The organism is Stutzerimonas tarimensis, assembly GCF_042648805.1.
Lineage (GTDB): Bacteria > Pseudomonadota > Gammaproteobacteria > Pseudomonadales > Pseudomonadaceae > Azomonas > Azomonas tarimensis.
This window is the reverse complement of the sequence record NZ_JBHRXZ010000017.1, coordinates 1,314-26,704: the sequence shown is the minus strand read 5'-3', so window position 1 is coordinate 26,704 and position 25,391 is coordinate 1,314. Positions and strand designations below refer to the sequence as shown.

Below are 25,391 nucleotides of genomic sequence, written 5' to 3'. Positions count from 1 at the left end.
ATGAACCCCAGATTGCGTGTGATCCCGATCTACCTTGTCGCCGTGGCCTTTGCCGTGGTGCTGGGAACGATCATCCAGACCCAGTTCAACCTGGCCGCATTGCAGGCGCTGGGTGCCGACATTGGCGTCTTGGTACGCCTGCGTGCCACCGGCCAGGACCTGCTCGGCTTTACCCCGGCCTATGCCGCCATTGTCAGCCTCACCCTGCTGCTGGCCCTGCCGATGGCCGCGTTGCTGGCAAGGCTGCTGCCTCAGTGGCGCTTGCCACTTTACTTCTTCGCCGGAGGCGTCGGCCTGCTGGTGGCCTTCCAGGTGGCCAATGCGGTGGCTCCCATGCCGACCCTGATCGCCGCAACCCGCACCGCGGTGGGCAGCGCGGCGATGATCCTCAGCGGTGCCTTCGGTGCGCTGCTGTTCGCCACCCTGATGCGGCCCCGCTCATGAATCGCCTGACTTCCCTGCCCGCCCTGCTGCTGGCCACCTTGCTTGCCGCTGACGCTGCCAGCGCCGACAACTACCGCATCGAGACCCTTACCGAAGGGTTGAGCTACCCCTGGTCACTGGCGTTCCTTCCCGATGGTCGCATGCTCGTCACCGAGCGCGGCGGCCAGTTGCGCCAGCTGGAGGCCGATGGTCGGCTGCGCGAGGCACCCGTGACCGGTGTGCCGGAAGGCTATGTGGATGTCCAGACCGGACTGATGGAGGTGGCCATCGACCCGGACTTCGCCGACAACGGGCTGATCTACCTGACCTATGCCTACGGTGATGCCGAGGCCAACAATACCCGCCTGGCTCGCGCCCGCCTGGTCGACGACCGGCTGGAGGATCTGCAGGTCCTGTTCAGCGCCCAGCCGGCCAAGCGAGGTGGGTCGCACTTTGGCGGCCGCCTGGTGTTCCTGCCCGACGATACCCTGGTGCTGACGCTGGGCGATGGTTTCGACTACCGCGAACAGGCACAGAATCTCGGCAATCATCTGGGCAAACTGGTGCGCCTGACCCGCGACGGCGAGGTGCCGCCGGATAATCCCTTCCGGGACCAGCCCGGCGTCGAGCCGGCGATCTTCAGCAGCGGCCACCGCAACGTGCAGGGCATCGCCTACGACCCCGAGACAGGGCGTCTATATACCAACGAGCACGGCCCCCGTGGCGGCGACGAGCTCAACCTGATCGAATCCGGACGCAACTATGGCTGGCCGCTGGCGACCTTCGGCATCGACTACACCGGCGCGCAGATCAGTCCGTTCCGGCAGTTGCCGGGCATGACCGCCCCATTGCTGCACTGGTCGCCCTCGCTGGCGCCCAGCGCCCTGGCAGTCTATCGCGGCGAGCTGTTTCCCCAGTGGCAGGGCGACCTGTTCAACGCTGCGCTGGTCGGCCGCGAGGTCCGACGGGTGCGGCTGACGAACGGCACGCTGGTGGAGCAGCAGTCGCTATTCAAGGAGCTCGACGCGCGCATCCGCGATGTGCGGGTTGGCCCCGAAGGTGCGCTCTACCTGCTCACCGACGGTGCCGAAGGCCGCTTGCTGCGGGTCGTGCCGGCCGGCCCCTGAGCCGGCTCAGAAGCGCCAGGCCCAGCCCAGCCACAGCAGCAGGGCGATCAACCAGATGCTCAGGTTCAGTGCATTACCGCGCCAAAGCCTGTTCCAGGCCCGCTCGCGACGACGCCAGCGCTGCCGGTCGGGTTGCGGCTGCAGCTCGGCCAGCGGCGGATGCAGCACCAGCCAGCGCGTCCCCAGCGACAGCCGCAGCGCCGGTTGCGGCAGCTGCGCGAGGCGTGGAGGCACCCGCCAGCCACGCCGGATGACCAGCACCGCCAGGGCGAGCCCCAGCAACAGGGGCCAGAGCAGCCCCCAGAAATCGGCTGGAGCCAGATGTTCCATCATCGGCGTACGCAGTGCCGGCCACAGCCAGGGCATCGCCAGTGGCAACAGGCTGAGCAGCGCCCAGGGGGCCCACTGCGCCAGCGGGGGTCGCCGCCCCGGTGCCGGGGGCTGATCCTGGTACATCAGCCACAGGGCGCGCAGCACCAGAAGCGCGGTACCGACGCTGGCGATCCCCAGAATCGGAATCCAGAGGGCGAATTCGCCGCCGTACCAGGCTTCCTTCAACGCTTCCTTGGCCACCCCGCCACTGCTCAGTGGCAGCCCCGCCAGCGCCAGCGCGGGCATCGCCAGCAGCAGCCAGGCGTACCAGGGCAAGCGCGACTCGTGGCTCATGCCAGCGGCCAGGAACAACGCCCCCTTGGCCAGGCCATGGTGTACGCCGAACAGCATCAGCACCGCGGCAAGCACGCCCAGCTGATCGGGGTGGCGCCAGATCAGCGCCAGGATCATCACGAACCAGCCCATCTGGCTGACCGAAGAGTAGGCCAGCACCGCTTTGCTCCTGGGGTTGCACAGCCCGAGCAGGGCGCCATAGAAGGCACCGAACATGCCCATCAGCAATAAGGGGCCCGACAGCGACTCGAGCAGGGGGTCGGTTTCCGGCAGGCAGCGCCAGAGCCCCAGCACACCGGCCTTGATCATCGCCCCCGAGAGCACCGCGCTGGCAGGCGCCGGGGCGGCGGGGTGGGCCTGCGGCAGCCAGACGTGAAGCGGCCAGAAACCGGCTTTCAGGCCCAGCCCGATCATCAGCAGCGCCAGCGTCAGGCCATCGAGCGGCAGCGCCTGCCAGCCGAAGAAGTCGAACGAGCCGCCGGCGTCATGGGCGCGCAACAGCAGTCCGGCGAGCAGGAGCATCTCGCCAAGAATCGCCAGTTGCAGATACAGGCGCCCGGCGCGGCGCGGTCCTGGGCCGCCGTTGTGCACGATCAGCCCATAGGCGGAGAGGCTCATCAGGCTGAAGCCCAGATAGAAACTCATGGCATCGGCCGCGATGATCAGCAAGAGATTGCCCGAAAGCGCCAGCAGCCAGCAGGTCCAGAAGCGCAGCAGATGCGCCTGCCCGGCCATGCTGCTGACGGCAAAGATCCCCGCGCAGCCCCACAGCAGGGCGCTGAAACCAAGCCAGGCACGCCCGAGCGGATCCTCGCCGCCCCACCGCACGCCCTCCCAGATCCAGGGCAGGAACAGCTCGGGCATCGGCCAGAGCGCCGCCGCCAGGGCGGGCAGACAGCAGAGCCAGAGCCCGCCGATGGCCCGCTCGCGCCAGATCGCCAGGGCCAGGCAGCCAAGCAAGGGCGCCAGCGGCACCAGCAACCACAGCCAGGTGCCGTTCATATGTCGAACTCCCGCTCGACGATCAGTTGGCTCCAGCCCAGCGGACTGATCGCCGAACCGGCCAGCAGCCCCACCAGCAGTGACAGCAGCGCGGTGAACAGCGCCGGCAGCAGGAGCATCCAGTGGGTTTCCAGGCGCTCGCCGGCCCAGCGGTCATGGTGCCAATCAGCGGGCTCGGCAAACCAGCCACGCCAGAGCAGAGGCAGAAAGTAGGCGGCGTTGAGCAGCGCCGAACCGATCAACACCAGCAGCACCCAGTCCTGCCCCACTTCCAGCGCACCGACCCCCAGATACCACTTGCTGACGAACCCGGCGATCGGCGGTACCCCGATCATGCCCAGCGCGCCAATGGTGAAGGCGGCCATGCTCAGCGGCATCCGCCGGCCGATCCCGTCCATTTCGCGGATCTTGTGTACACCCAGCGTCTCGGCGAAATTGCCGGCGCAGTAGAACAGCGTCACCTTCATCAGCCCCTGGTGGATGAGATGCACCAGCCCGCCGACCGCCGCCAGGGGACCGAGCAAGGCCACGCCAAGTACGATGTAGGACACCTGGCTGATGGTCGAATAGGCCAGGCGCTTTTTCAGCTCGATCTGCTGCAAGGCCCGCAACGAGCCGTAAAGCACCGTCGCCACCGCCAGCAGCAACAGCGGCGTGGCTAGGTTAAGCTCGCCCATGACCTCCGCGCCATAGACGTCATAGACCACCCTCACGATGCCGAAGGCACCCGCCTTGACCACCGCCACGGCATGCAGCAGGGCGCTGACCGGAGCCGGCGCGACCATTGCCTCGGGCAGCCAGCCATGCAGCGGAATCAGCGCTGCCTTGACACCCAGCCCAAGCACCAACAAGGCGAAGCCGAGGCTCAGGGTAGGCCGGTGCGTCTCACTGAAGGCCGCAAGGTAGCCACCGGGCTGGAAATCGGGGCTGCCGCCAATGGTATGCAACAGCGCGACGCCCATCAGCACCAGGGTGCCGCCACCCACGGTATAGGCCAGGTAGATCCGGCCGGCACGCAAGGATTCTGGCGTTCCCCGGTGGACCACCAGGGGGAAGGTGGCCAGGGTCAGGAGTTCGTAGAACAGCAGAAAGGTGACCAGGTTGCCGGCCAGCGCCAGCCCTACCGTGGCACTGACGCAGAGACTGAAGTAGCCGAAGAAGCGCGAACGTAACGGCGCGCCTTCCATGTAGCCGATGGCGTAGATGGTGGTGGCCAGCCAGAGCAGCGAGGACAGCGCGACGAACAGCAGCGACAGGGCATCGGCCTGCAGCACCAGCGGCGCCCCCGGCAGAAAGGGCACCGCGAAGCGAAACACCAGGCCGTCGGCGACCCCCGCCAGCATGGCCCCGACCATGACCAGCTTGATCACCACGCCCACCATGTTCAGGGTCACCCGCAGGCGTGGCTGATCTTCTCGCAGGGAAAAGATGATCAGCCCCGGGATCAGCGAGCTGAGCACGATCAGCAGCGGTAGCCAGGTCGTCCAGTTCATTGCGCCATCCCCTCCAGCCAGGGCAGCAGGGATTCGCTGATCAACGCCAGGCTCCAGACCAGCAGGGCCGGCAGCATTGCCAGCCACTGCCCCAGGCGGTCCACGGCCACCGGATCGGGTACCGCCTGCGCCCGGTCGAAGCCGAGCGCGACCACGCGAAACACGTAGGCCGCCGAGACAAGGGTGCCGAGCAGCACGCCGAATGCCCAGGGCCAATAACGCGGTTCGTCGAGCAGCGGTTGCAACAGCAGCCACTTGGCCAGAAACCCGCCACTCGGCGGCAGTCCGATCAGGCTGCCGCCCGCCACGGCAAAGGCGAACATGGCCACCGGCGCCGTCTGGCTGGCACCGCGCAACGCCTGCACACGGCGGCTGCCGAGGGCGTCCTGCAGCTCACCGGCAGCCAGGAACATCGACACCTTGGCCAGCCCATGGGCCAGCACGAACAGCCAGAGCGCCGCCACCATGCGCGGCTCCTGCCAGCGCAGCAGCAGCCCCAGCGCCAGTAGCGCATAGCCCAGCTGGGCCACCGTGGAATAGGCCACCAGCGACTTGAGCATGGGCGCGCGCAGCGCCGACCACCCCCCGGAAATCAGCGCCAGGACCCCGGCGAGCGCGAACAGCGGACCAGCCTGTCGCGCCATCTCCAGCGGTGCCAGCCCATCCCAGAGGGTCCAGAGGATAAACAGCGGTCCCTTCACCACCAGCGCCGACAGCAGCGCACTGACCGCCGTGGGCGCTCCGGCATGGGCTGGCGGCAGCCAGAGGTGCAGCGGCCACAACGCCGCCTTGAGCATCAGCCCCAGGGTCATCAGCAGCAGCGCGGTGCGCGTCGGCAGGTCGTCCACCGACAGCGCACCCAGCAGGGCGATGTCGAGCACTCCGTAGCGGCCGTAGAGCAGGGCCACGCCGAACAGGTAGGCCAGCGAGCCGGCGAGCGACAGCAGCAGGTAATCCAACGCCGGGCGATAGGCCTTCTTGCCGGCCAGTGCGACCAGCCCCACCGCGGCGAGACTGAGCAGTTCCAGCGTCACGTAGAGGTTGAACAGGTCGGCCGACAGCCAGAGCGCGGCCAGCGCGGCATGCAGCAGCGCGGCCAGGCACCAGAAGTCCGAACTGCCGGCCGCGTGCGCACGGCGCGCGGCATAGAGCCCCACCAGCAGATGCAGGCCGGCAGTGAATACCAGCAGCAGTCCGGCCAACGGGGTGAGCAGAAAGCGAATCGGCAGCGGCTCGACCCAGCCACCCAGCGCCAGGGTCTGACTGCCCCGGACCATCACGTCATCCAGGGCCAGCGCCGCGCCCACCAGGCTGCACAGCGTATAGATGAATGCCCAGAGCCCGCCGCGCAGGCGGCGGAACAACACTGCCAACAACCCGCCCACCAGCGGCGCAGCAAGGCTCAGCAGGGCCCAGTTCATGATTTGCCCTCCCGCTCGCTGGCAGTCGCCAGGCGCAGTGCCAGGGCCGTGGCACTCACCGCCACCACCAGGCCGGTGACCACCAGTGCCACCAGCAGCGGGTCGGTCGGGGTATGCCGGGCGGCCAGGGCGATCATCACAAGAAAGACCCCGCTGCCCATCAGATTGATGGCGATGATCCGCCGCAGCGACTGATGCCGGGTGAGCAGGCCATAGAGGCCGACCACCCACAACAGCGCGCCAATCAGCAGATAGAATTCGATCACGGGCCTGCCTCCCGGGTCTCGCCGATTACCAACAGGCTCAGGCTGGCCGCGATGGAAAGGGTTGCCGCCACCTCGATGACAATGATCAACGGCTTGGCCCAGGCCGCGGGGTAGGTCAACCAGCCATCCCCCAGCCAAGCCGTGGCGGCACCGACCAGGACGAACAGCAGCAGCCCTGACAGTACCGCCAGGCGCAACGGCAGGCTGGACCAGCGCAGAGCAGGCAACAGCCCCGAAAGCCGCAGCAGCACCACTCCCGCGGCGAGCAGCGAGCCGGCCTGGAACGCGCCGCCGGGCGAGCTGCTGCCGCGCCACAACAGATAGCCGCCAGCCAGCACCAGCAACGGCGCCAGGCTGCGACTCCAGGCCTGCAATAACGGCCAGGGCTTTTCGGTATCCAGTTCGCCCGTGCCCAACTGCCGTGCGCCCAGCAGCGCCAGCAACAGCACGCCAAGCTCCAGCAGGGTGTCCCAGGCACGGTAGTTGAGCAGCACGGCAGTGACCGGATGCTCCACCCCGCTCGCCGGCAGGGCCTCCTGCACTGCAGCGGGCAATGGCGAGGCGAACTCGGCCAGCGGCCACACCGACTGGCCGAGCAGCACGACCAGCGGCAGTAGCACCACGGCCGCCGCCAGCCGCTGTCGCCGGGTATCCCGCTCGGTCTCGCGCGGGATCCGCGCCAGCGCGGCGAACAACAGGGTGCCGGTCAGGCCCGCGCCAATCGCCGCCTCAGCCAGGGCCAGGTCGGCTGCGCCAAGGCGTGCCCAGACCAGCGCCAGGACCAGCCCGAAGGTGACGAACAGCAGCACGCTGGCGTAGAGACTACGCACCTGTAGCGAGCCGACGGCCAGGCCCAGCAGCAGCAGGCCGAGCACGCCGTCGAGCAGCCAGTCAGTCATCGGGATGTTCCTCCCGCGCCTGACGCGCCAGCAACTGGCAGGCGGTAGCGCTGGAGGCAAGCACCAGCAGCCAGATCAGTACCAGCTGAGCGACTTCGGCCAAACCCTCGGCCCTCAGCGCCAGGCCTGCAGCCACCAGCCCAAGGCCCAGCGTATCGGCCTTGGTCAACGCGTGCAGACGACACAGCACATCGGGAAAGCGCAGCAGGCCAAGGCTGCCGGCGGCAAAAAACAACAGCCCGCCCGCCAGCAGCAGCCAGCTCAGCACGTTCAGCAGGCTATCCATGGCCACGCCGCCGCAGCAGTTGCACCAGGCCGACGCTGATCATTGCCGCAAGCAGTGCCAGCACCATTGCCACGTCACGCAAGGCACGCTGCTCCTGGGCCTGGGCCAGCACCAGGAGGATCGCCGTGCCGCTGGTGCCGCACAGCTGCACGGCCAGCAGCCGGTCGACCCGACCGGGACCGCGCATCACCCGCCACAGCCCGACAGCCATGGTCATCAGCAACAATCCGGCGTAGAGCATCATCGGGGGGCCTCCCCGGCACGCAACAGCGCCGCCAGCCGCTGCTCCAGCTCGGCGACCACCGGCTCCCAGGGCTGCTGCAGGTTGAGCACGTGGATACGCAGCACCCGGCCGTCGGCTTCGGATACCAGCGTTCCTGGCAGCAGGCCAACCAGTGCCGGGAGCAGCAACCGGACGCTCGGCGAATCGCACCTCAGCGGGTAATCGACCCAGGCGGGGGCGAGCGGTACCTGCGGGTGCAGAGCACGCCGGGCGACGTCCCAGGCACCCTCGACCATGCTCCGGATGAAAAACATCAGGAATCCCGGCAAGACGATGAGCTTGAGCCGGGTCGGGCGCAAACCAAGCCGGAGGCTGAGGCCGGAGGCCAGCAGGACACAGGGAATGCCGAACAACCAGCCCTGCCCTTCGGTGAACAGCGCCCAGAAGACGGCGTAGAGCACCAGCCAATGCCCGGCATCGAGCACCGCGCGGCGCAGCCGTGTTCTGCCCATACTCGTCATCCTTATCCCCGGCCTGGTCCCTCGACCGGCCCCTGGTTTGCGCCCCAAGCGCAGTCTCGAGGTCAGTGTAGAGACCGCCATGGTGCTGCTAAAGTCTGCTTCCGCCTCTGGAATGTCCGCATGACCGCTGTCTTAGAGATCATCCTGCCGATTTTCGTCCTCATCCTGCTCGGCTACCTGGGCCGACGGACCGGCCGCCTCGGTCCCACCGCCGCCAGCGAGCTCAACCGTTTCGTCGTCTGGTTCGGCCTGCCCGCGATGCTGATCAACGTGACCGCCGGTTCCGATTGGGAGCAGCTTTGGCAGCCGGAGTTCGTTGCGGCGTTCACTGCCGGTTGTATCGGCGTGTTCCTGCTGACCCTGTTCTATCGCTTCTGGCAGACCCGCAGCCTGGCTGACGCAAGCGTCGATGCCCTGAGCGCCTCCTATGCCAATACAGGATACATGGGTATCCCGCTGTGCCTGTTGCTGTTTGGTGACGAGGGCCTGCAACCGGCGCTGGTGGCCAGCCTGATCGTGGTCTGCGTGCTCTTCGCGCTGGCCATCGCCTGCCTGGAAACCGGCCTGAACGCCGGGCAATCGCCGCTGCGCACCCTGATTACGGTGGTCAAGGCACTGGCGCGAAACCCCATGGTGGTGTCGCCACTGCTGGGGCTGGCCTGGTCCTTTAGCGGTGCGCCAATGCCGAAACCGGTCGGCCAGGTTCTGACGCTGCTCGGCGCCGCCACGGTGCCCTGTGCGCTGGTCTCGCTGGGACTGTTCCTGGCGCGCGAGCAGCGCGGCGGGCAGGCGGCCGCCTGGCCACTGGTGGGACTCAAGCTCATCGTCCAGCCCGCCATCACCGCCTTCTTTGCCTTTCGCGTGTTCCAACTGCCGACCCTCTGGGCCAGCGCCGCGCTGCTGCTCAGCGCCTTGCCCACCGGCACCGGCCCCTTCATGCTCGCCGAATACTATGACCGCGGCGCCGCGCTGGCAGCCCGGGTCATTCTGCTCTCCACCCTGGGCGGCCTGCTGACGCTGTCCGCCTGCCTCTATCTGCTGGGTTTCTAGCACGCGGGACGCTCCAGCGGGACGGCCCGATCAAGCAGCTCGCCGGCGCTTGCCTCGACCCTGGCGCGATCTGGATAGGCAGCCTGGGAGCCGTATGCGGTAACCGCGTGCTGGGCCGTGGCAACGCCCCAGGCAGCAGCCTCCAGAGGCGGCCTGCCCTCCAGCAGGGCGATGGCCATTGCCCCGGTGAACCCATCTCCTGCACCGGTGGTGTCCACCGGTTTCAGGTGGCCTCCAGGCAGGTGCCATAGCCCAGCATCGCCGGCCAGCACGCAGCCCCCGTCCGACAATTTCACGCAGGCGATGGACACGCCCTCGCTCTGCAGCGCAAGGGCCGCGCGCGCAGCATCGTCAAGCGAGGCCACGGCGAAGCCCACCAGAGCTTCGGCTTCGGCCACGTTGGGCACGATGGCCGTCAGGCTCGGCAACAAGTCGCGCTCTACCCGGTCGGGAAACGAGGGATCAAGAACCACTGACCATCCCTGGCGACAGGCCATCTGGACGGCACGGCGTACGACGATCGCCGGCACCTCGTAATTGACTACCAGGCAGGCGGGCCCGGTGATGCCGTCGAACACCCCAGCCATGGCTTCTATCCCCGGCACTGCCCAGTCGTCATTGGCGTTGGTGGCCAGCACGATGTGCTTTTTCGCGTCCGGCGGCACCGTGATCATGGACACGCCGGTGGACCTTCCAGGTACCGACTCCACCGCGACCTCTACCCCCGCGTCACGCAACGGCGCCAGCGCCTGCTCGGCCAGGGCGTCGTCACCCACCCGCCCGAGCAACAGACTGCGATGGCCGAAACGCGCGCCGAGAAAGGCGGCGTTGCCCGCCTTGCCGCCGGCGAAGCGGCGGAACTGGTGCGCCAGCAGGGTCTCCTGGCTACCGGCAGGGGCGTCCACCCGCACCTGGAAATCCGCGTTGACGCTACCCAGCGACACTAGGGTTCGACGTGGCATGGTGGCAGTTCTCCTTGATCGGTTATTCAAGGTGACCGGAATCCCTGCGCGGGGTTCGTCCCTCGACAGCCACCGGCCCGCTCGCACCATCCGTCTCGTGCCGGGAACCCCTGAGCCCTGTCCGCTTCTACGTTCGGTAACCATTTGCGCCAGCGGAGGCACCATGAACCTCACTCTCAAACCCCTGCGAGAACAGGTGATCGTGATTACCGGAGCCTCCAGCGGCATCGGCCTGGCAACCGCCAGAATGGCCGTCGAAGCCGGCGCCCGGGTGGTGCTGGTGGCTCGCAACGAAGAAGCGTTGGCGGATATACAACGCCAGCTCGACGCCGGTGACCGGTTGATGTATGTCGTTGCCGACGTCGGCAAGCGCGAGGAGCTCGATCGCGTCGCCAGCGATACCCTCGACCGTTTCGGCGGCTTCGACACCTGGATCAACAATGCCGGCGCCTCGGTCTGGGGTCGCCTCGACGAGGTGGACGACGAAGACCACCACCGGGTCATGCAGACAAACTACTGGGGCACCCTCTACGGTTCGACCATCGCCATGGCGCACCTGCGTGAAAAGGGCGGTGCCATCATCAACATCGGCAGCCTGGAATCGGCGGTCGCGTTGCCGTTCCATGCCACCTACAGTGCCAGCAAGCACGCCATCAAGGCCTTGACCGAAGTGATGCGCGTCGAATTGCAGAAAAGCCAGGCGCCGATTTCAGTGACCCTGGTGCGGCCTTCCTCCACCGACACCCTGTTCATGGATCACTCCAAGAACAGGCTGCCCAGCGCCCCGATCTTTCCGCCACCGGTGTATGCGCCGGAGGTGGTGGCCCAGGCAATCCTCTATGCCGCCGAGCATCCGCAGCGCGACGTCTACATCGGCAACACCAAGTTTCTCACCCGACTCGCCCAGCATGCGCCCGGCCTCACCGACTGGATCAAGCGCACCTTCATCTATGACAAACTGCAGAGTGGCAAGCCCGACAGCGACCCGCAGGGCGCCCTGCACAACGCCGACGTGGGCAATGCCATCGACGGGCTGGTGAGCGGCAACTATCCGGGGCGGACCATGAAAACCAGCCTCTACACCCGCGCCAGCCAGCATCCGGTGGCCACAACCGCCGCGGTGATGCTCGGCGCGCTGACCCTCGCCTCGTTGATGACCCGGCGGCGCTAGCAGCAAGGCCGAGGCGGCGCCCTGATGCCCTCGTCCGCGGAGGGGACTCGCCTCCGCCCCACCCGGAGGCGCATCATGCACGCTACCGATTTACTCCAAGACCCAACGAGGAACAACCACATGTCTGATGCTCTGGGCTATGCCGCGCAGTCCGCTTCCGAACCTCTAGCACCCTTTCGTTTCGACCGCCGCGAGCCTGGCCCGCAGGACGTGCGCATCGACATTCTCTACTGCGGCGTCTGTCATTCGGATCTGCATACCGCCCGCAACGAATGGAACAACACCCTGTATCCCTCGGTGCCAGGCCACGAAATAGTCGGCAAGGTGGTGGCGGTGGGTGATCAGGTCGGCAAGTTCCAGGTAGGCGACACCGTCGGCGTGGGCTGCATGGTCGACAGCTGTCGTGAGTGCCCGTCGTGCGGACAAGGGCATGAGCAGTACTGCGACCAAGGCTTCATCGGCACCTACAACGGTTCACTGTACGGCGGTAGCGAAAACACCCAGGGCGGATATTCCGACCACATTGTGGTGGACGAGCGCTACGTGCTGAAGATCAGCCACAGCGACAACCTGGCTGCCGTGGCGCCGCTGCTCTGCGCGGGCATCACCACCTACTCCCCGCTGCGCAAGTGGGGCGCCGGGCCAGGCAAGAAGGTCGGCGTGGTGGGGCTGGGCGGGCTTGGCCACATGGGGGTCAAGATCGCCCATGCCATGGGCGCCGAAGTGGTGCTGTTCACCACCTCGCCGGAAAAGGTGAAGGACGGCCTGGCGCTGGGTGCCGATGCGGTGGTGGTGTCGCGCGACCCCGAGCAGATGGCGGCGCAGCGCGACAGCTTCGACTTCATCCTCAACACAGTGGCAGCCCCGCATGATCTGGACGCCTTTCTCACCCTGCTCAAGCTCGACGGCACCATGACACTGGTGGGCGCACCGGCAACCGCTCACCCGTCGCCCAATGTGTTCAACCTGCTGATGCGGCGGCGCAGCCTCGCCGGCTCGCTCATCGGTGGTATCGCCGAAACCCAGGAGATGCTCGACTTCTGTGCCGAGCACGGCATCGTCTCGGAAATCGAGATGATCGCCATACAGGACATCAACGAGGCTTACGAGCGCATGCTCAGGAGCGATGTGAAGTACCGCTTCGTGATCGACATGGCCAGTCTCTCGGGCGAACAGGCTGCCTGAACGGTCTAGACCGCGCCGGCCGCCCGCCGCTCGGCGAGCCTGGCCGGCAGGGCCGAGGCAGGCATCGGCCTGGCATACAGATATCCCTGGGCCTGGCAACACCCCAGCTGACGCAGGGCTTCGGCGGTTTCCTCGTCCTCGACCCCTTCGGCCAGCACCTCCAGCCCAAGCGAACGGGCCATCTGGATGATCGCGGTGACAATGGCGCTGCCGTCGGCACTGCTGTTCAGGTCGCGCACGAACGACTGGTCGATCTTCACCACGTCCACCGCCAACCGGCGCAGGTAGGCCAGACAGGAATAACCGGTACCGAAATCGTCGATCGCCAGGCCCACGCCCAGTCCCTTGAGCTGGTCGACGGTGGCACGTACCTGTTCGCTGTCCTGGATCAGGCCCGACTCGGTCAACTCCAGTTCCAGCGCTGACGGCGCCAGGCCGGCTTGGTCGAGCGCAGCGCGCACGGTCTTGGCGAGCGCGCTGTCCTGAAGTTGCAGCGCGGAGATGTTCACCGCCACCACCGGAATGCCAAGGCCCTCTGCCTGCCATTGGGCCGCCTGGTGACACGCCTGCTGGAGAATCCAGGCACCGATCGGCACGATCAGACCACTCTCCTCGGCAATCGGGATGAACCGCGCGGGGGATACCAGGCCCCACTGGGGGTGGTGCCAGCGCAGCAGCGCCTCGGCACCGATCACCTGGCCGCTGAAGAGATCGACCTGCAACTGGTAGTAGAGCTCCAGTTGATCCTGCTCGAGGGCACAGCGCAGCCCGTTGGTCAGCTCGAGGCGCTCGCTCGCCGTAGCGTTCATCGCCGGGTTGTAGAAACGCCAGGCATTGCGCCCCGCCTTCTTGGCGGTATACATGGCGGTCTCCGCATTGCATACCAGCGTCTCGAAATCCTCGCCATCGCCTGGGGAGATGGCCACGCCGACGGAGGCCGAGGAAAGGATGTCGCGCTGGCCAACCCATTGCGGCGTAGCCAGTTGCTCCATCACCCGCTCCACCACCACAGCGGCGAATTCTGGCTCCGGCAGCCCAGGCAGCAGGACGGCGAACTCGTCGCCGCCAACCCGACAGACCGTCGCCGTGGTGGGCACCGCGTCCACCAGCAGACACGACAGTTCGCAGAGCAGACGGTCGCCCTGGGCATGACCGAGGGCATCGTTGATCATCTTGAAATGATCGAGGTCGAGAAACAGCAGGGCCACCTGGGTACGGTCATCGGGCGCGCTGGCCAAGGCCTCCATGGTGCGATCCCGCAGCAGTGCTCGGCTGGGCAGGCCAGTCAGGGCGTCATAGAAGGAGATCTGTTCGATCCGTCGTTCGGCGGCCAGGCGTTCCTGGATTTCTGCTTCCAAACGGCGGTAGGGCATGTTCACGCAGCTGACGAATACCACCCGATAGATCAGCGCAAAGGCGAGCAGGTTGAACAGGTGGCCGAGCAGGCTGTAGAGGCCGTGCACCTGGGTATAACGGGTAAAGCACAGCCCGGCCAGCACCAGCAACAGCGTCGCGGCGAGCAGACCCCTCGGGTCGAACGGCAGGTCGTTGCGACGCTCGCGCCAGAAGCCAAGGGCTGCGAGCAGCATCAAGCCGATGAAGAACCATTCCAGGTCGATCTTGGACCGGGTGAGCCCGACACCTTGGACGAACGTTCTTGGCCACCGTTCCGGGGCCGCCAGACCAAGATAACTGGCGACCACCACGAAGCCGAGCACACCACCCAGCAACAGCAGCCGCGACGGCTTGCGGCAAGCGCTGCAGGACGGCAGGAAAGCCAGCCCCAGCAATGCCAGCGCCAGCAGCAGGCGGGTGACCAGCCAGAAATTGATGCCCTTCTCCGTCGAGGCGGGGGTCACCAGATCGGGCATGCCCGGATAGGACAGCGCATGCAGCAGGCCCACCAGCCCGATACCGAGGAAGGCACAGCCCAGCGCCAGGATCCGCAGCGACTGCCCCTCACGATGACTGTGCCAGGTCACTGCAAACACCAGCCCGGCCAAGGTAGTGGTGAAAACCTCGACCACAAGATGCAACCACAGCGGAAACCAGCCGGACCAGGCGTGCCACTCGCTCGGTGCCAGCCAGGCGGCGAGCAGCAGAAGCGCGCAAGCCAGGACCAGCCAGCAACCCGGCAGGTGGCGGAACAGGCCTGAAAGCGAGGCGAGAGAGCGATCGAACATGGGCACCAGACAGTCCTTGGGCGTTACCTCCCTGTAAGCGGAGGCGACTCTACACATCGTAATGTCATAACGCCATATGACCATGAGTAGTGTAGGGCTCTACTGACCTGCGGCAATCCTGCGCGTACCTGCCTCCCTGTCGTGGTGGCGCCGAGCGGGTGGCGTCACAACCCGGCGAAGCGGTTCCGGCCGACCCAGAACGTACAGCTCGGGCAATGCTCGCCCTCGGGGTAGTCGGTGCCTTCCTCGTGGGGACAACCGATGATCCGTTCCGGCATGATCACCGAGCCAAGCGCACCATTCTCGCCAATGAAGGCCAGCGCTTCGGCCAGCGCAGCCGCATCCTGGCGAAGGTCATGGTCGCGATACCATTTGCGCATGGGCTCTGCGGGAGCGAACTCGCTGGGCAAGATGCCGACCACCATCTTGGTGGCCAGCCGGTCAGTCGGCCCGTAGAAGGCTACACTGGCGGCCGGATAACCCTTGAAGCCCTTTCTGGCCTTTTTCTGCAGCGCCTTCTTTGCGCGATCCCTGAGCATGGTTCGACCCCCCTGATGCGAAAGCCGCCAGTCTGCCCTGCGACCGGGGCGGACGCCAGACCACCTAACCCTCGTCCTGTTCGCCGAGGCGGCGGTAGAGGGTGCGCCGGCCGATGCCCAGCAAGGCCGCCGCACGGCGCTTGTTGCCATCCACCAGCCTGAGCACATGCTCGATGTAGCGCAGCTCCAGCTCTTCCAGGGTCGGCAGCAACGGGCCGTCACTCAGTTGCGTCAGCAATTCGTCCGTGGCGCCTTTGACCGCTTCGTCCTTGTATTGGGCGATGCGCGTCGGTAGATGTTCGAGCTCGATGGTGCGTCCGTGGCAGAAGGTGACTGCCCGCTCGATCGCGTTCTGCAGCTCGCGCACGTTGCCGGGAAAGGGGTAGCGGCGCAGCTGCTCGAGCGCGCCACGCGACAGCCCGCGGATCGAACGGCCGCTGCTGGCGCCGAAGCGGGCGACAAAGCCCGCCGCCAGCAGTTCCAGATCCTCCTCGCGGTCGCGCAGGGGCGGCACCTGCAGGATGAAGGTTTCCAGGCGAAAGAACAGATCCTCGCGAAACGCCTCGCGCCCGGCCGCGGTTTCCAGCGGACGATTGCTGGCGGCGATGATGCGGACATCGACTGTCAGCTCGCGCTCGGCCCCCACCGGGCGAATCGTGCCCTCCTGCAGCACGCGCAACAGCTTGGCCTGCAACGGCATGGGCATTTCGCCGATTTCGTCGAGAAACAGGGTCCCGCCATCGGCCTGCTGGAACAGCCCCTTGTGGGCCCGGCTGGCGCCAGTGAAAGCCCCGGCGACATGACCGAAGAACTCGCTTTCGAGCAACTCGGCCGGCAACCCCGCACAATTGATCGCCAGGAAGGGTGCCCCCGCCCGGTCGCTTTCGGCATGCACCGCGCGGGCAACGAGCTCCTTGCCGGTGCCGCTTTCGCCAATCACCAGCACCGGCCCGGCGGCCCGTGCCAGCTGGCGGATCTGGTCGAACAGACCCCGCATCACCCGGCTGCGGCCGAGCATGCCGTGGAAACGGTCGTCGCTCAGCAACTGCTGGAAGCGTTTGACCTCGTCACGCAGCCGACGGGTTTCCATCGCCCGCCCGACGGCCAGACCGAAGTGCTCCAGGTCGAGCGGCTTGGTGAGAAACTCGTCGGCGCCCTCCTTCAGCGCCGCCACCGCCTGCTGGATGCTGCCAAAGGCGGTGATCACCAGAAAGGCCGGAGCCGCCTGCATTGCCTTGACCCGGCGCAGCAGGGCCATGCCATCGGCTCCCGGCAGACGCAGGTCGCTGATTACCAGCGCCGGCTCCCAGCGCTCGAGCAGGGCCGCCGCCTTTTCCGCCGAGGCCACCCCGCGCACCTCCAGGCCACGGTCGGCCAGCTCCTCCACCAGCAACTGGCGCAGACTCTCGTCGTCCTCGACCACCAGCACCCGCTCTTCATCCCTCGGCATCCCGCTCCTCCTCTGTAATCAGCGGCAGCCCGAGGCGAAACGCTGCGCCCGGCAAGCGGCCCTGGACCAGTTCGATACGTCCGCCATATTCAGCGACGACGCCATGCGCGACCGCCAGGCCCAGCCCACTGCCCTCGCCCACCGGCTTGGTGGTGAAGAACGGCTCGAAGAGCGCCGCGCGATGCTCTTCCGGCACTCCCGGACCATCATCCTCGACCTGGAACAGCAAGCGATTGCCCTCGCACCACCAGCGCAGCGCCACCTGCCCGCCAGGGCTGGCCTGGGCGGCGTTACGCAGCAGATTGGTCAGCGCCTGCTCGAAACGGGCCGGATCGACCCGGCAGGACAGCGGCTCGGCGGGGGCCTCCAGGCTCAGCCGCACCCGATACCGCTCGAGCTCATCAGCAACCGCCGCGGCTGCCGAGCGCGCCAGCACCTCGGCGCCGATGAGACGGGCCGGCTGACCGGCCGCGCGGCCGAAGTCCAGCAACTGGCGAACGATGCCACTGAGCCGGTCCACCTGGCCGCGGATCTGCTGTACCGACTGCCGCTGCGGTGCCTCCAGACGGTCGCTGCGCAGGATGCGCTGCGCCTTGCCATCGATGACACTCAGCGGGCTGCCCAGCTCGTGCGCTACCCCGGCTGCCAGCCTGCCCACCGCAGCCAACTGCTGGCTCTGCCGCAGGCGTGCCTGCAGATCCAGCTCGCGGCTCTTTTGCTCGGCCATCTGCCGCTCGGCCTCGGCAATGCTGTCGAGCATCTGGTTCAGTGCCTTGCCAAGCACCAGGATCTCGCGCGGCCCGCTCAAGGTGACGCGATGCGCCCGATCCCCGGACGCGACCCGCTCCATGCTTGCCGTGAGCCGTTGCAGATGCTTGCCCACCGCCGAGCGATGGCCGAACAGGATCACCAAAATCGCCACACCTGCCAGCAAGCCGCTGAGCCCGCCGGCGATCAGCCGCAGCTGCCGAATGTCCCGTTCGAAGTCGCTCCAGCGACGGGTCACCTGCAGCAGACCGTTGATGCGTCCGCCAACCCCCTCCAGCGGCACGAAGTAGGAGTACACCTCGCGCCCCTTGATCCGCTGGTATTCGCCGGTCTGTTCGCCCTCGGCGGTGAGCTCCTGGATCGCCGCCTCGTCCTGATCGGGCTCGATGGCGCCGGCATAGGCCACAAGCTTGCCGTCGCGGTCGTAGACGTATGCGCCATACACCCGGCCGACGCCAAGTACCGACTGCAGCAGCTGCTGCAGGTCATGGCTCTGGTTGCGCGCCAGGCTGTCACCAAGCGGCAGGCGGACTGCACGGGCGGTAAGCTCGACCTCGGCCTGCAAACGTCGCTCGCTGTTGCGCTCGACCGTCCACAATAGGAGATAACTGAAGGCCAACATGAGCGCCAGCAGCGGCACCACCACCTTCAGCACCAAGGCGCCGCGCAGGCTCGCGCCAGGCGGCCAATCTGATACATGTGTCATAACGGCACAATACAAGACCCTGTCTATCCCGGCCAGCGCGCCTCGACGAAACGGCAAAAAGCTTCCAGATCAATGGTTTGTTTAAAAATCGAATACCTGGCACGGCAGCTGCTTAGAGCAAGGCGACTCTAACGAAACAGGAATGACAAATGATCAAGCACAACGCCCGCCTCGCCTTCGCCGGTCTGTTCGCCGCTGTTCTCGCCCTCGGCGCTCCGCTCGCCCAGGCACAGGCCCAGGCCCAGGCGCCGGCCACCCAGGGCGCGCCGGCCACTGGCGCTGCGCCGATGGCACAGAACTTCAGCGACGAGCAACTGGAGCGTTATGCAGAATCCCTCGGTGAAATCGTGGAGATTCGCGAAGACTTCACCGCCCGCCTCGAAGACACCAGCGACGTCGAGGAAGCACGTGAACTGCAGCAGCAGGCGCAGCAGGAGATGATGACCGCGGTCGAGGACAACGGCATGAGCGTCGAGGAATACAACGCTATCAGCCAGGCACTGCAGACCGATCCGGACCTGCGTGACCGCGTCATCGCGATGTTGGACTGATTCACCGCCGCGAACGCCCCAAGGGCCCCGCTAGGCGGGGCCTTTCTCGTTCAGGCCCTAGTCCCGGGAGCATGAATTCGTCCTGGCCGCGCGGGCCTGCTCGTGACTGGGATTCCACCGGCCGGCTGGCGCAGCGTCCTCACTTCATCCAGGGCGGAGACGGCTCCTCGTCATCCGCGTTCGGATTGCGCGCCGCCTCGCGGCGCGCCTCGTCAGCCAGGGCGGCCTTGATCTCGCGCATCACCGCGGCCACGTCGGCAGGATCATCCGGGTCGGCGAACTCACCACTGAGGCGGCTTTCGGGGGTCAGCTTGCCCTGTTCATAGAGTGCCCAGATCTCGGGGGCATAACGGGTGAAGCGAAGCTCTGGCGCATATTGGCCAAAATACGCGGCCATGTTCTGTACGTCGCGCTCGAACAGGCGATAGGCGTGATTGTTGCCGGCAGCGTCCACCGCCTGGGGCAGGTCGATGATCACCGGTCCCTGTCCGTCGACCAGCACATTGAATTCGGACAGGTCGCCATGTACCAGGCCGGCACACAGCATCTTGACGATCTCGCTGATCATGAACGCGTGGAATTCGCGGGCGTCCTCTGGCAGCAGGTCGACGTCATTGAGCCGCGGCGCCACATCGCCATCGCCGTCCTCGATCAGCTCCATCAGCAGTACGCCATCCTGATAGTCGTACGGCTGAGGTACCCGGACACCCGCCTGGGCCAACCTGAACAGGGCACCCACCTCGGCGTTCTGCCAGGCGTCTTCCTGCTCCTTGCGCCCATGCCGGCTGCCACGAGCCATCGCCCGGGCATCGCGACTATTGCGCGTCTTGCGCCCCTCCCGGTACTCCACCGCCTGGCGAAAACTGCGCTGGTTGGCTTCCTTGTACACCTTGGCGCACCGCACCTGGTCGCCGCAGCGCACCACGTAAACGGCTGCTTCCTTGCCGCTCATCAGCGGACGCAACACCTCGTCGATCAGGCCATCCTCGACCAGTGGCAGGAGTCGTTTGGGGGTTTTCATGGAACGGGCGATACGCCTTGGCTGAGATCGGTCTACAAGAGTAACGGCAAGCTGCCGACAGCACCACGGTTGCCGGATGGCGGGCTGCCGGAGCACGGTTCCGGAGGCAGGTGGGCGGTGACAGACCGGGTGAGCTTGATCGGCGGGCCAGCGCGATGGCCTCGTCCTTGCCGGAAGCACGCATGTTGTCGAGTTTCTGAGGCGGTCACGCTAGAGCTGCGTCAGTCCTACCAGCGCTTGCCGATCCCGGCAGCGATAGGTGAAGGAGGGACGGCCGATCTGGCCGTAGTGAAAGGACTCACTGAGCATGCCGCTATCGGTGAGGTGCTTGAGGTATTTGCGCACCGAGACGCGGGACAGGCCTGTAGTGGGGATCAGGGTTTCGCTGGTGAAGGCGTCGCCCTCCAGCGTCAGGATGGCCCGGGCCACTTGGGCCAGCGAGGGGACCGTGAGGCCCTTGGGCAGGTCCCCAGGGCGGCGCGGCTCGGCATCGACGGCAGGCCCGAACAGCCGGTCTATTTCGCCCTGCCCCAGTTGCTCCGGCAGCCGGGCCAATGCCTGGCGCGCCAGACGGCAGGTTTCCAGGGCATCGCGAAAACGCTCGAAGGTGAACGGCTTGACCAGATAATCACGGGCACCGAGCTGTTGCGTCGCCCTGACCGTCGTGATTTCCGAGGCGGCGGTGATCAGCACCACGTCGACGTCCAGCGCCCGTTCGCGTAGATGGCGCAGCACCTCAAGCCCCGACCGGTTGCGCAGGTAGACGTCGAGCAGCACCAAATCGACCGGCTCGCGCGCCAGCACGTCGAGCGCCGCGGGCACGCTGTCGCAACGGGCAACGAGCTGCATGCGATCCAGGCGGCCGAGGTATTCCACGTTCAGGCGCATGACCATGGGGTCATCCTCGACAATCAGTACGCGCATCAGGCTCACCTTTTCACTCGGCTACCGGATAGGGTAACTCAACCTCGAACAGGGTCCCGCGCCCCGCCTCGGAATACACCGACAGGCTGCCGCCCCGGGCATCGACCTGCTCGCGCACCGCCGCCAGGCCGATGCCGCGCTGGGCACCCTTGGTGGATACGCCCGGCTCGAACAGTCGCTCGCGGATGGTATCGGCGATGCCGTCGCCGCTGTCCTGCACATGCAGCGACAACTGCGCCTCGTCGAAATCCAGCGTCAGGCAGACCCGCCGCGGGTCCCGCTCGGCCACGGCCTCGAAAGCGTTCTCCAGCAGGTTGCCGAGAACAGTCACCAGCGCGTGGACCATCGACGGGTCGGCCGGAGCCGGGATCGCCCGTTCAGCCTCGACGTCCAGTTGAATGTCGCGCTCGCGAGCCTCGCTCTGCTTGCCCAGCAGAAAGCCCGCCAGCACCGGTTCGCCAATGCCTTCCACCAGCGATGTGGCGGGTGTCAGTTGGTGATCGGCCAGATCACGAAGATAGGCGCGCAGGGCGTCCAGTTCACCCAATTGCGCCAGCCCCAGCAGCACGTGCAACTTGTTCTTGAACTCATGAGTCGCCGCGCGCAAGGCCTCGGCATAGCGGCTGACCCCGGTCAGCTGTTCGGCCAGCACGTTCACCTCGCTCTTGTCGCGAAAGGTGGCAATGGCACCGACTACCCGGCCGTGATGGCGGATGGGCGCACGGTTGGTCAGCACCACTTGGCGATTGAGGTTGAATTCCCGGTCCAGTTGCTCGCGGCCGCTGCCCAACACCTCGGGCAGGCCGCTCTGTGGCAGGTACTCGGCGATCGGGCGGCCCAGCGGCGGCGGACCCAGGCCGGCGCGGGTCAACAACGCCTCCGCGGCCGGATTGACCAGGGTTATGCGGGCCTGATCGTCGACCGCAATGATGCCCTCATGCACCGAGGCGAGCATGGCCTGACGTTCCTGCATCAGCCGGGTGATCTGGTGGGGCTCCAGGCCCAGCAGCACCCGTTTGACGTAGCGCGCCAGCAGCTGTGCCCCCAGCGCTGCGATGACCATCAGCAGCAGCACGCCAAGCACCACGTCGCGCCGGTTCTCGGTCAGCAGGGGCGCCAGCGAGGCCAGGGTGACCCCCACTACCACCGCACCGATCACCTCACCCGCCTCGTCGCGCGCCGGGGCGAAGCCGCGAATGCTGATGCCCAGGCTGCCCTCGGCGCGGGAGGCATAGGCCTCGCCGGCCAGCGCCGGGCCTTCGTCATCGCCACGAAAGCGCTGGCCTATAAGCTGAGGCTCGGGGTGGGTCAGGCGCCGAGCCTGTGCATCCATCACCACGATGAAGTCGACGCCCAGCTGCCGGCGCAAGGCATCGATTTGCTGCTGCAGCGAGTTGTCCAGGCGAAAATCGGTCTCGGCCGCGCGCAGCGCCTGGCGCACATCGAGGCTACCGGCCAGCGTCTGCGCCAGCCCGGTGACCCGCGACGCCTGGGTCTGCTCCAGGGTCTGGCGCAGCTGGGCATTGAACAGCCACAGGGCAAGACCCAGCGACAACACCACCATGAACGCCACCAGCAGCGAGATCAGTGTATTCAGGCGCAAGCCAGACAAGGTCGTGTCTCCAGGGCAGGCGGACGGAACAGCCGCAACGCCAGAGGATTGCAGCGGGCCACACACGGGGCGGTCAAGCTCGCCCGCACTTTCTTTAGTTTGTTAATGCTTTGTTAATTTGCCCAAACCTAGGCGTTGCCCGCCCTGCCCTTATGCTCGCCTGGCACGGTTGTCCGGCCGTGCCTCGCCGCCAGGCGATTCTTACAATAATCACCCGCATGTGCAGCGCCAGGCTTGCACGTCCGAAGGAGACAACAATGAGTCGGACCGACGCCGGTATTGCCCTGCCCCAAACATCCTCGCTGCTGTCACAGCGCATCTTCAACCTGCCCTTGCCGCTGTTCTTCATCGCGCTGGCCGTCATGGTGGCAGCGATCGCCACCGACACCTTGCCCACCGGCATGATCGGCGCCCTGCTGGTCATGATGCTGCTGGGCGAACTGATGGGCTTCGTCGGCGACCGCCTGCCGATCATCCGCACCTACCTCGGCGGCGGCGCGATCCTGGCCCTGTTCGGATCGGCCACCCTGGTGTACCTCGGCTGGCTTCCCACGCCTGTGGTCAACGATATCGCCACCTTCATGAAGGGCGGCGGCTTTCTCGACTTCTATATCGCCGCGCTGATCACCGGCAGCATTCTCGGCATGAACTCCAAGGTGCTGGTCAAGGTCGGCTCGCGCTACGCCCTGCCGCTGCTCTGCTCGGTACTGTTCGCCGCGCTGTTCGCCATGCTGGTGGGCTCGCTGCTCGGCTTCTCCGCGCAGGATGCGGTGGTGGTCATCGCCATGCCGATCATGGGCGGCGGTATGGGCGCCGGCGCGGTACCCATGAGCCAGATCTATGAGCAACTGCTGGGCCAGCCGGCAAGCTACTACATTTCCATCCTGGTGCCGGCTCTGGCGCTGGGCAATGTCTTCGCGATCATCATCGCCGGCCTGCTCAACGGCCTGGGCAAGCGCTTCCCGAGCCTGACCGGCAATGGCCAGATGATGCCGGGGGTCGACGTCAGCGAAAAGGACACCCCCATCACCCTGCCTGGCCTGGGCGTGGGCCTGGCGGCGGCGCTGACCTTCTTTGTCGCCGGACAGATTCTAGGGGCGTTCCTGCCGCTGCACCCCTACGCCCTGATGATCGTGCTGGTGGCCGCGCTTAAGGTCACTCACCTGATGCCCGAGTCGATCAGCGACGCCGCCTCCCAGTGGTTCCGCTTCGTCGCCCGCAACTGGACCTTCGCCCTGCTGTTCGGCATCGGCATTGCCTTTACCGACCTCGGCCAGGTGATCGACGCCATGTCGCTGACCTACGTGCTGATCGTCTTTGCCGTGGTCGCCGGCGCAGCCTTTGGCGCGGGCCTGGTGGGCCGCCTGGTGGGCTTCTACCCCATCGAATCGGCGATCACCGCCGGCCTGTGCATGGCCAACATGGGCGGCACCGGCGACGTCGCCGTGCTCTCCGCCGCCCGGCGCATGTCGCTGATGCCCTTCGCGCAGATCTCCTCACGCCTCGGCGGTGCGCTGATCCTGCTGATTTCGAGCGTGGTGGTGCCGATGTTCTTTGTGTGAGTGCGGAGCCGGGCCAAGGCGTGTGCAGGCCCGAAGGGGCCCAGCGCGACCTTTGCGGAAAGCACGCAAGCCCAACCCTGTGACCCAGGCCCGGTCCCTTGCCAGCCGGGCCGGCGATAATGCCAGCCCGAGCGCGCCGCGCCTCGGATACCGAACGACACTCAGGGAGCTTCACTATGCACAGGAATGCATTCATCCTTCTGCCGCTACTCGCCGTTGCCGGCTGCGCCTCGATGGCCGTCTCCGACGATCAGATCCTCCAGAACACCGCCTTCGCTCTGGGCATCGACGCCGACCAACTGGTGATTGCCGATCGACGAGACAGCGGCGTGAAAACGACTTACAGCGCATCCACTCCATCCGGCACCCGATACAACTGCTACGTCACCGGTACCATCGGCGTGATGGGCCCGGCGGTATCCGACGCCATCTGTTCCCGCCCGGGCGAGGCCGCACCCAACCCGCTGCTGCAAGGGCGATACTAAGCAACTCAGCGCACCCCCCGACAACGGCAGGCATTCGAGGATGTGGCGCAGCCAGGCATAAGGCTCCTGCCCGTTGGCCTTGGCGGTTTCGATCAGGCTGTAGATTTGCGCGCTGGCGGTGGCACCTTTGGGGGTGTCACTGAACAACCAGTTCTTGCGGCCGATGACGAACGGGCGGATGGCGTTCTCGGCGCGGTTGTTGTCGATGGGCAGGTGCCCACCTTCGACGTAGCGCACCAGGCGGCTCCAGTTGCTGGCCAGGTAAGTCACCGCCTTGCCCAGGGCCGTCTGCCCGGCCGGTCTTGCCCTTGGGCTGCACCTTCTGCGCCTCGACGAACTTGCGCCGCGCATGCGCCCAGCAGCCCAGACGTTCGATGCCCTCTTGCGCGGCCACGGCGTTGTAGCCGGCGTAGTCGTCGGTCATCAGGTAGCCACGGTAGCCATCGAGCAGGCGCAGCGGCACGTCCTGCGCGCGGCTGGTGCTGTAGTCGAAGAGGATCACCGGCTTGTCCGGCGGCCCACCGCTTTGCACCCACATCCAAGACTGCGCAGTGGGATCGCGTCCCGGTTCATGCAGCACCTGCAGGCGCGTTTCGTCGCAGTGCAGCACCGGGTGCTCCAGCAGCTTGTCGCGCATCAGATTGAGCAGCGGTTGCAGTTGCTCGCCACTCTGGATCACCCAGCGCGCCAGGGTTTGGCGCGGGATGTCGACGCCGTGGCGGCTGAGCATCTTCTCGAAGCGGTACAGCGGGATGCCGTCGGCGTACTTGGTGGTCAGCAACATCGCTAGCACGCTGGGGCTGGCCAGGCTCTTCTCGATCAGTTGTGCCGGCTTGTCGGCGGTGATCGGCGCAGCTTCGCAGACCTTGCAGGCGTAGGTCTTGCGGATATGGAT

The 25,391-nt window shown here is 66.5% G+C and carries 24 protein-coding genes and 1 pseudogene; 8 read left to right on the top strand and 17 right to left on the bottom strand.

Going from position 1 to position 25,391, the window contains the following annotated elements:
* Positions 1-444, top strand: a complete 444-nt coding sequence (locus ACFOMF_RS07000; RefSeq protein WP_386362825.1) for a hypothetical protein — start codon at positions 1-3, stop codon at positions 442-444.
* Positions 441-1,550 carry a PQQ-dependent sugar dehydrogenase gene (locus tag ACFOMF_RS06995; RefSeq protein WP_386362822.1) on the top strand — a complete coding sequence of 370 codons (1,110 nt, stop codon included), beginning with the start codon at positions 441-443 and terminating at the stop codon, positions 1,548-1,550. The genes ACFOMF_RS07000 and ACFOMF_RS06995 overlap by 4 nt, the downstream gene beginning before the upstream one ends.
* A 6-nt stretch (positions 1,551-1,556) precedes the next feature.
* Here ACFOMF_RS06995 and ACFOMF_RS06990 read toward each other — a convergent pair whose 3' ends face one another.
* The 8 genes from ACFOMF_RS06990 to ACFOMF_RS06955 are packed head-to-tail and all read right to left on the bottom strand — an operon-like array spanning position 1,557 to position 8,318.
* Positions 1,557-3,218 carry a proton-conducting transporter transmembrane domain-containing protein gene (locus ACFOMF_RS06990; RefSeq protein WP_386362819.1) on the bottom strand — a complete coding sequence of 554 codons (1,662 nt, stop codon included), beginning with the start codon at positions 3,216-3,218 and terminating at the stop codon, positions 1,557-1,559.
* Positions 3,215-4,711 carry a complex I subunit 5 family protein gene (locus ACFOMF_RS06985; RefSeq protein WP_386362816.1) on the bottom strand — a complete coding sequence of 499 codons (1,497 nt, stop codon included), beginning with the start codon at positions 4,709-4,711 and terminating at the stop codon, positions 3,215-3,217. The genes ACFOMF_RS06990 and ACFOMF_RS06985 overlap by 4 nt, the downstream gene beginning before the upstream one ends.
* On the bottom strand, positions 4,708-6,132 hold the full coding sequence (locus ACFOMF_RS06980; protein WP_386362813.1) for a complex I subunit 5 family protein: 1,425 nt from the start codon (positions 6,130-6,132) through the stop codon (positions 4,708-4,710). Before ACFOMF_RS06980 ends, ACFOMF_RS06985 begins: the two co-directional genes overlap by 4 nt.
* Positions 6,129-6,398 carry an NADH-quinone oxidoreductase subunit K gene (locus ACFOMF_RS06975; protein WP_386362810.1) on the bottom strand — a complete coding sequence of 90 codons (270 nt, stop codon included), beginning with the start codon at positions 6,396-6,398 and terminating at the stop codon, positions 6,129-6,131. The genes ACFOMF_RS06980 and ACFOMF_RS06975 overlap by 4 nt, the downstream gene beginning before the upstream one ends.
* Positions 6,395-7,297 carry a Na(+)/H(+) antiporter subunit B gene (locus ACFOMF_RS06970; RefSeq protein ID WP_386362807.1) on the bottom strand — a complete coding sequence of 301 codons (903 nt, stop codon included), beginning with the start codon at positions 7,295-7,297 and terminating at the stop codon, positions 6,395-6,397. The genes ACFOMF_RS06975 and ACFOMF_RS06970 overlap by 4 nt, the downstream gene beginning before the upstream one ends.
* Positions 7,290-7,583 carry a cation:proton antiporter gene (locus tag ACFOMF_RS06965; protein ID WP_386362804.1) on the bottom strand — a complete coding sequence of 98 codons (294 nt, stop codon included), beginning with the start codon at positions 7,581-7,583 and terminating at the stop codon, positions 7,290-7,292. Before ACFOMF_RS06965 ends, ACFOMF_RS06970 begins: the two co-directional genes overlap by 8 nt.
* Positions 7,576-7,827, bottom strand: a complete 252-nt coding sequence (locus ACFOMF_RS06960) for a monovalent cation/H+ antiporter complex subunit F (RefSeq protein ID WP_386362801.1) — start codon at positions 7,825-7,827, stop codon at positions 7,576-7,578. The genes ACFOMF_RS06965 and ACFOMF_RS06960 overlap by 8 nt, the downstream gene beginning before the upstream one ends.
* Positions 7,824-8,318: a Na+/H+ antiporter subunit E gene (locus ACFOMF_RS06955; protein WP_386362798.1), complete on the bottom strand. Its 495-nt coding sequence runs from the start codon at positions 8,316-8,318 to the stop codon at positions 7,824-7,826. Before ACFOMF_RS06955 ends, ACFOMF_RS06960 begins: the two co-directional genes overlap by 4 nt.
* Positions 8,319-8,447: 129 nt before the next feature.
* Between ACFOMF_RS06955 and ACFOMF_RS06950 the strand changes: the two genes are divergently transcribed.
* Positions 8,448-9,377 (top strand): AEC family transporter, encoded by a 930-nt coding sequence (locus ACFOMF_RS06950; protein WP_386362795.1) that lies wholly within the window; start codon positions 8,448-8,450, stop codon positions 9,375-9,377.
* Here ACFOMF_RS06950 and ACFOMF_RS06945 read toward each other — a convergent pair.
* Positions 9,374-10,339: a PfkB family carbohydrate kinase gene (locus ACFOMF_RS06945; protein WP_386362792.1), complete on the bottom strand. Its 966-nt coding sequence runs from the start codon at positions 10,337-10,339 to the stop codon at positions 9,374-9,376. The two genes, ACFOMF_RS06950 and ACFOMF_RS06945, sit on opposite strands and share 4 nt — an antisense overlap.
* 163 nt (positions 10,340-10,502) lie before the next feature.
* Here ACFOMF_RS06945 and ACFOMF_RS06940 point away from each other — a divergent pair, with 163 nt between their 5' ends.
* Together ACFOMF_RS06940 and ACFOMF_RS06935 are read left to right on the top strand one after the other, a co-directional pair.
* Positions 10,503-11,510 (top strand): SDR family oxidoreductase, encoded by a 1,008-nt coding sequence (locus ACFOMF_RS06940; protein ID WP_386362789.1) that lies wholly within the window; start codon positions 10,503-10,505, stop codon positions 11,508-11,510.
* 120 nt (positions 11,511-11,630) lie between these two features.
* Positions 11,631-12,695, top strand: coding sequence for an NAD(P)-dependent alcohol dehydrogenase (locus ACFOMF_RS06935; protein ID WP_386362786.1), 1,065 nt, complete (start codon positions 11,631-11,633; stop codon positions 12,693-12,695).
* 5 nt (positions 12,696-12,700) lie between these two features.
* On the opposite strand, the gene ACFOMF_RS06930 is transcribed toward ACFOMF_RS06935, so the two are convergent.
* The 4 genes from ACFOMF_RS06930 to ACFOMF_RS06915 form a co-directional block, all read right to left on the bottom strand.
* Positions 12,701-14,878, bottom strand: coding sequence for a putative bifunctional diguanylate cyclase/phosphodiesterase (locus tag ACFOMF_RS06930; protein WP_386363589.1), 2,178 nt, complete (start codon positions 14,876-14,878; stop codon positions 12,701-12,703).
* A 164-nt stretch (positions 14,879-15,042) separates the two neighbouring features.
* The gene (locus ACFOMF_RS06925; protein ID WP_386362783.1) at positions 15,043-15,417 is read right to left on the bottom strand and encodes a hypothetical protein; all 375 of its coding nucleotides are present in this window, start codon (positions 15,415-15,417) and stop codon (positions 15,043-15,045) included.
* Between the two features lie 64 nt (positions 15,418-15,481).
* Positions 15,482-16,867, bottom strand: coding sequence for a sigma-54-dependent transcriptional regulator (locus ACFOMF_RS06920; protein WP_386362780.1), 1,386 nt, complete (start codon positions 16,865-16,867; stop codon positions 15,482-15,484).
* Complete coding sequence (locus tag ACFOMF_RS06915) at positions 16,854-18,341, bottom strand: ATP-binding protein (protein ID WP_386362777.1); 1,488 nt, start codon at positions 18,339-18,341, stop codon at positions 16,854-16,856. Before ACFOMF_RS06915 ends, ACFOMF_RS06920 begins: the two co-directional genes overlap by 14 nt.
* A 149-nt stretch (positions 18,342-18,490) precedes the next feature.
* On the opposite strand from ACFOMF_RS06915, the gene ACFOMF_RS06910 reads away from it, so the two are divergent.
* Positions 18,491-18,892: a DUF4168 domain-containing protein gene (locus ACFOMF_RS06910; RefSeq protein ID WP_386362774.1), complete on the top strand. Its 402-nt coding sequence runs from the start codon at positions 18,491-18,493 to the stop codon at positions 18,890-18,892.
* 139 nt (positions 18,893-19,031) lie between these two features.
* Here ACFOMF_RS06910 and ACFOMF_RS06905 read toward each other — a convergent pair whose 3' ends face one another.
* From ACFOMF_RS06905 to dcuS, 3 genes are all read right to left on the bottom strand, one after another.
* Entirely contained in the window at positions 19,032-19,913 is an 882-nt protein-coding gene (locus tag ACFOMF_RS06905) for a PA4780 family RIO1-like protein kinase (protein ID WP_386362771.1), read from the bottom strand.
* Positions 19,914-20,123: 210 nt separating this feature from the next.
* On the bottom strand, positions 20,124-20,837 hold the full coding sequence (locus ACFOMF_RS06900) for a response regulator (protein ID WP_386362768.1): 714 nt from the start codon (positions 20,835-20,837) through the stop codon (positions 20,124-20,126).
* Between the two features lie 13 nt (positions 20,838-20,850).
* Complete coding sequence (gene dcuS, locus ACFOMF_RS06895; protein ID WP_386362765.1) at positions 20,851-22,449, bottom strand: DcuS/MalK family sensor histidine kinase; 1,599 nt, start codon at positions 22,447-22,449, stop codon at positions 20,851-20,853.
* A 257-nt stretch (positions 22,450-22,706) separates the two neighbouring features.
* Here dcuS and ACFOMF_RS06890 point away from each other — a divergent pair, with 257 nt between their 5' ends.
* Together ACFOMF_RS06890 and ACFOMF_RS06885 are read left to right on the top strand one after the other, a co-directional pair.
* Positions 22,707-24,011: a 2-hydroxycarboxylate transporter family protein gene (locus tag ACFOMF_RS06890; protein ID WP_386362763.1), complete on the top strand. Its 1,305-nt coding sequence runs from the start codon at positions 22,707-22,709 to the stop codon at positions 24,009-24,011.
* A 176-nt stretch (positions 24,012-24,187) separates the two neighbouring features.
* The gene (locus ACFOMF_RS06885; protein WP_386363617.1) at positions 24,188-24,496 is read left to right on the top strand and encodes a hypothetical protein; all 309 of its coding nucleotides are present in this window, start codon (positions 24,188-24,190) and stop codon (positions 24,494-24,496) included.
* 57 nt (positions 24,497-24,553) lie between these two features.
* Here ACFOMF_RS06885 and tnpC read toward each other — a convergent pair.
* Positions 24,554-25,343 (bottom strand): annotated as a pseudogene (gene tnpC, locus ACFOMF_RS06880) (IS66 family transposase); the annotation flags it as partial.
* Positions 25,344-25,391 lie beyond the last annotated feature (48 nt).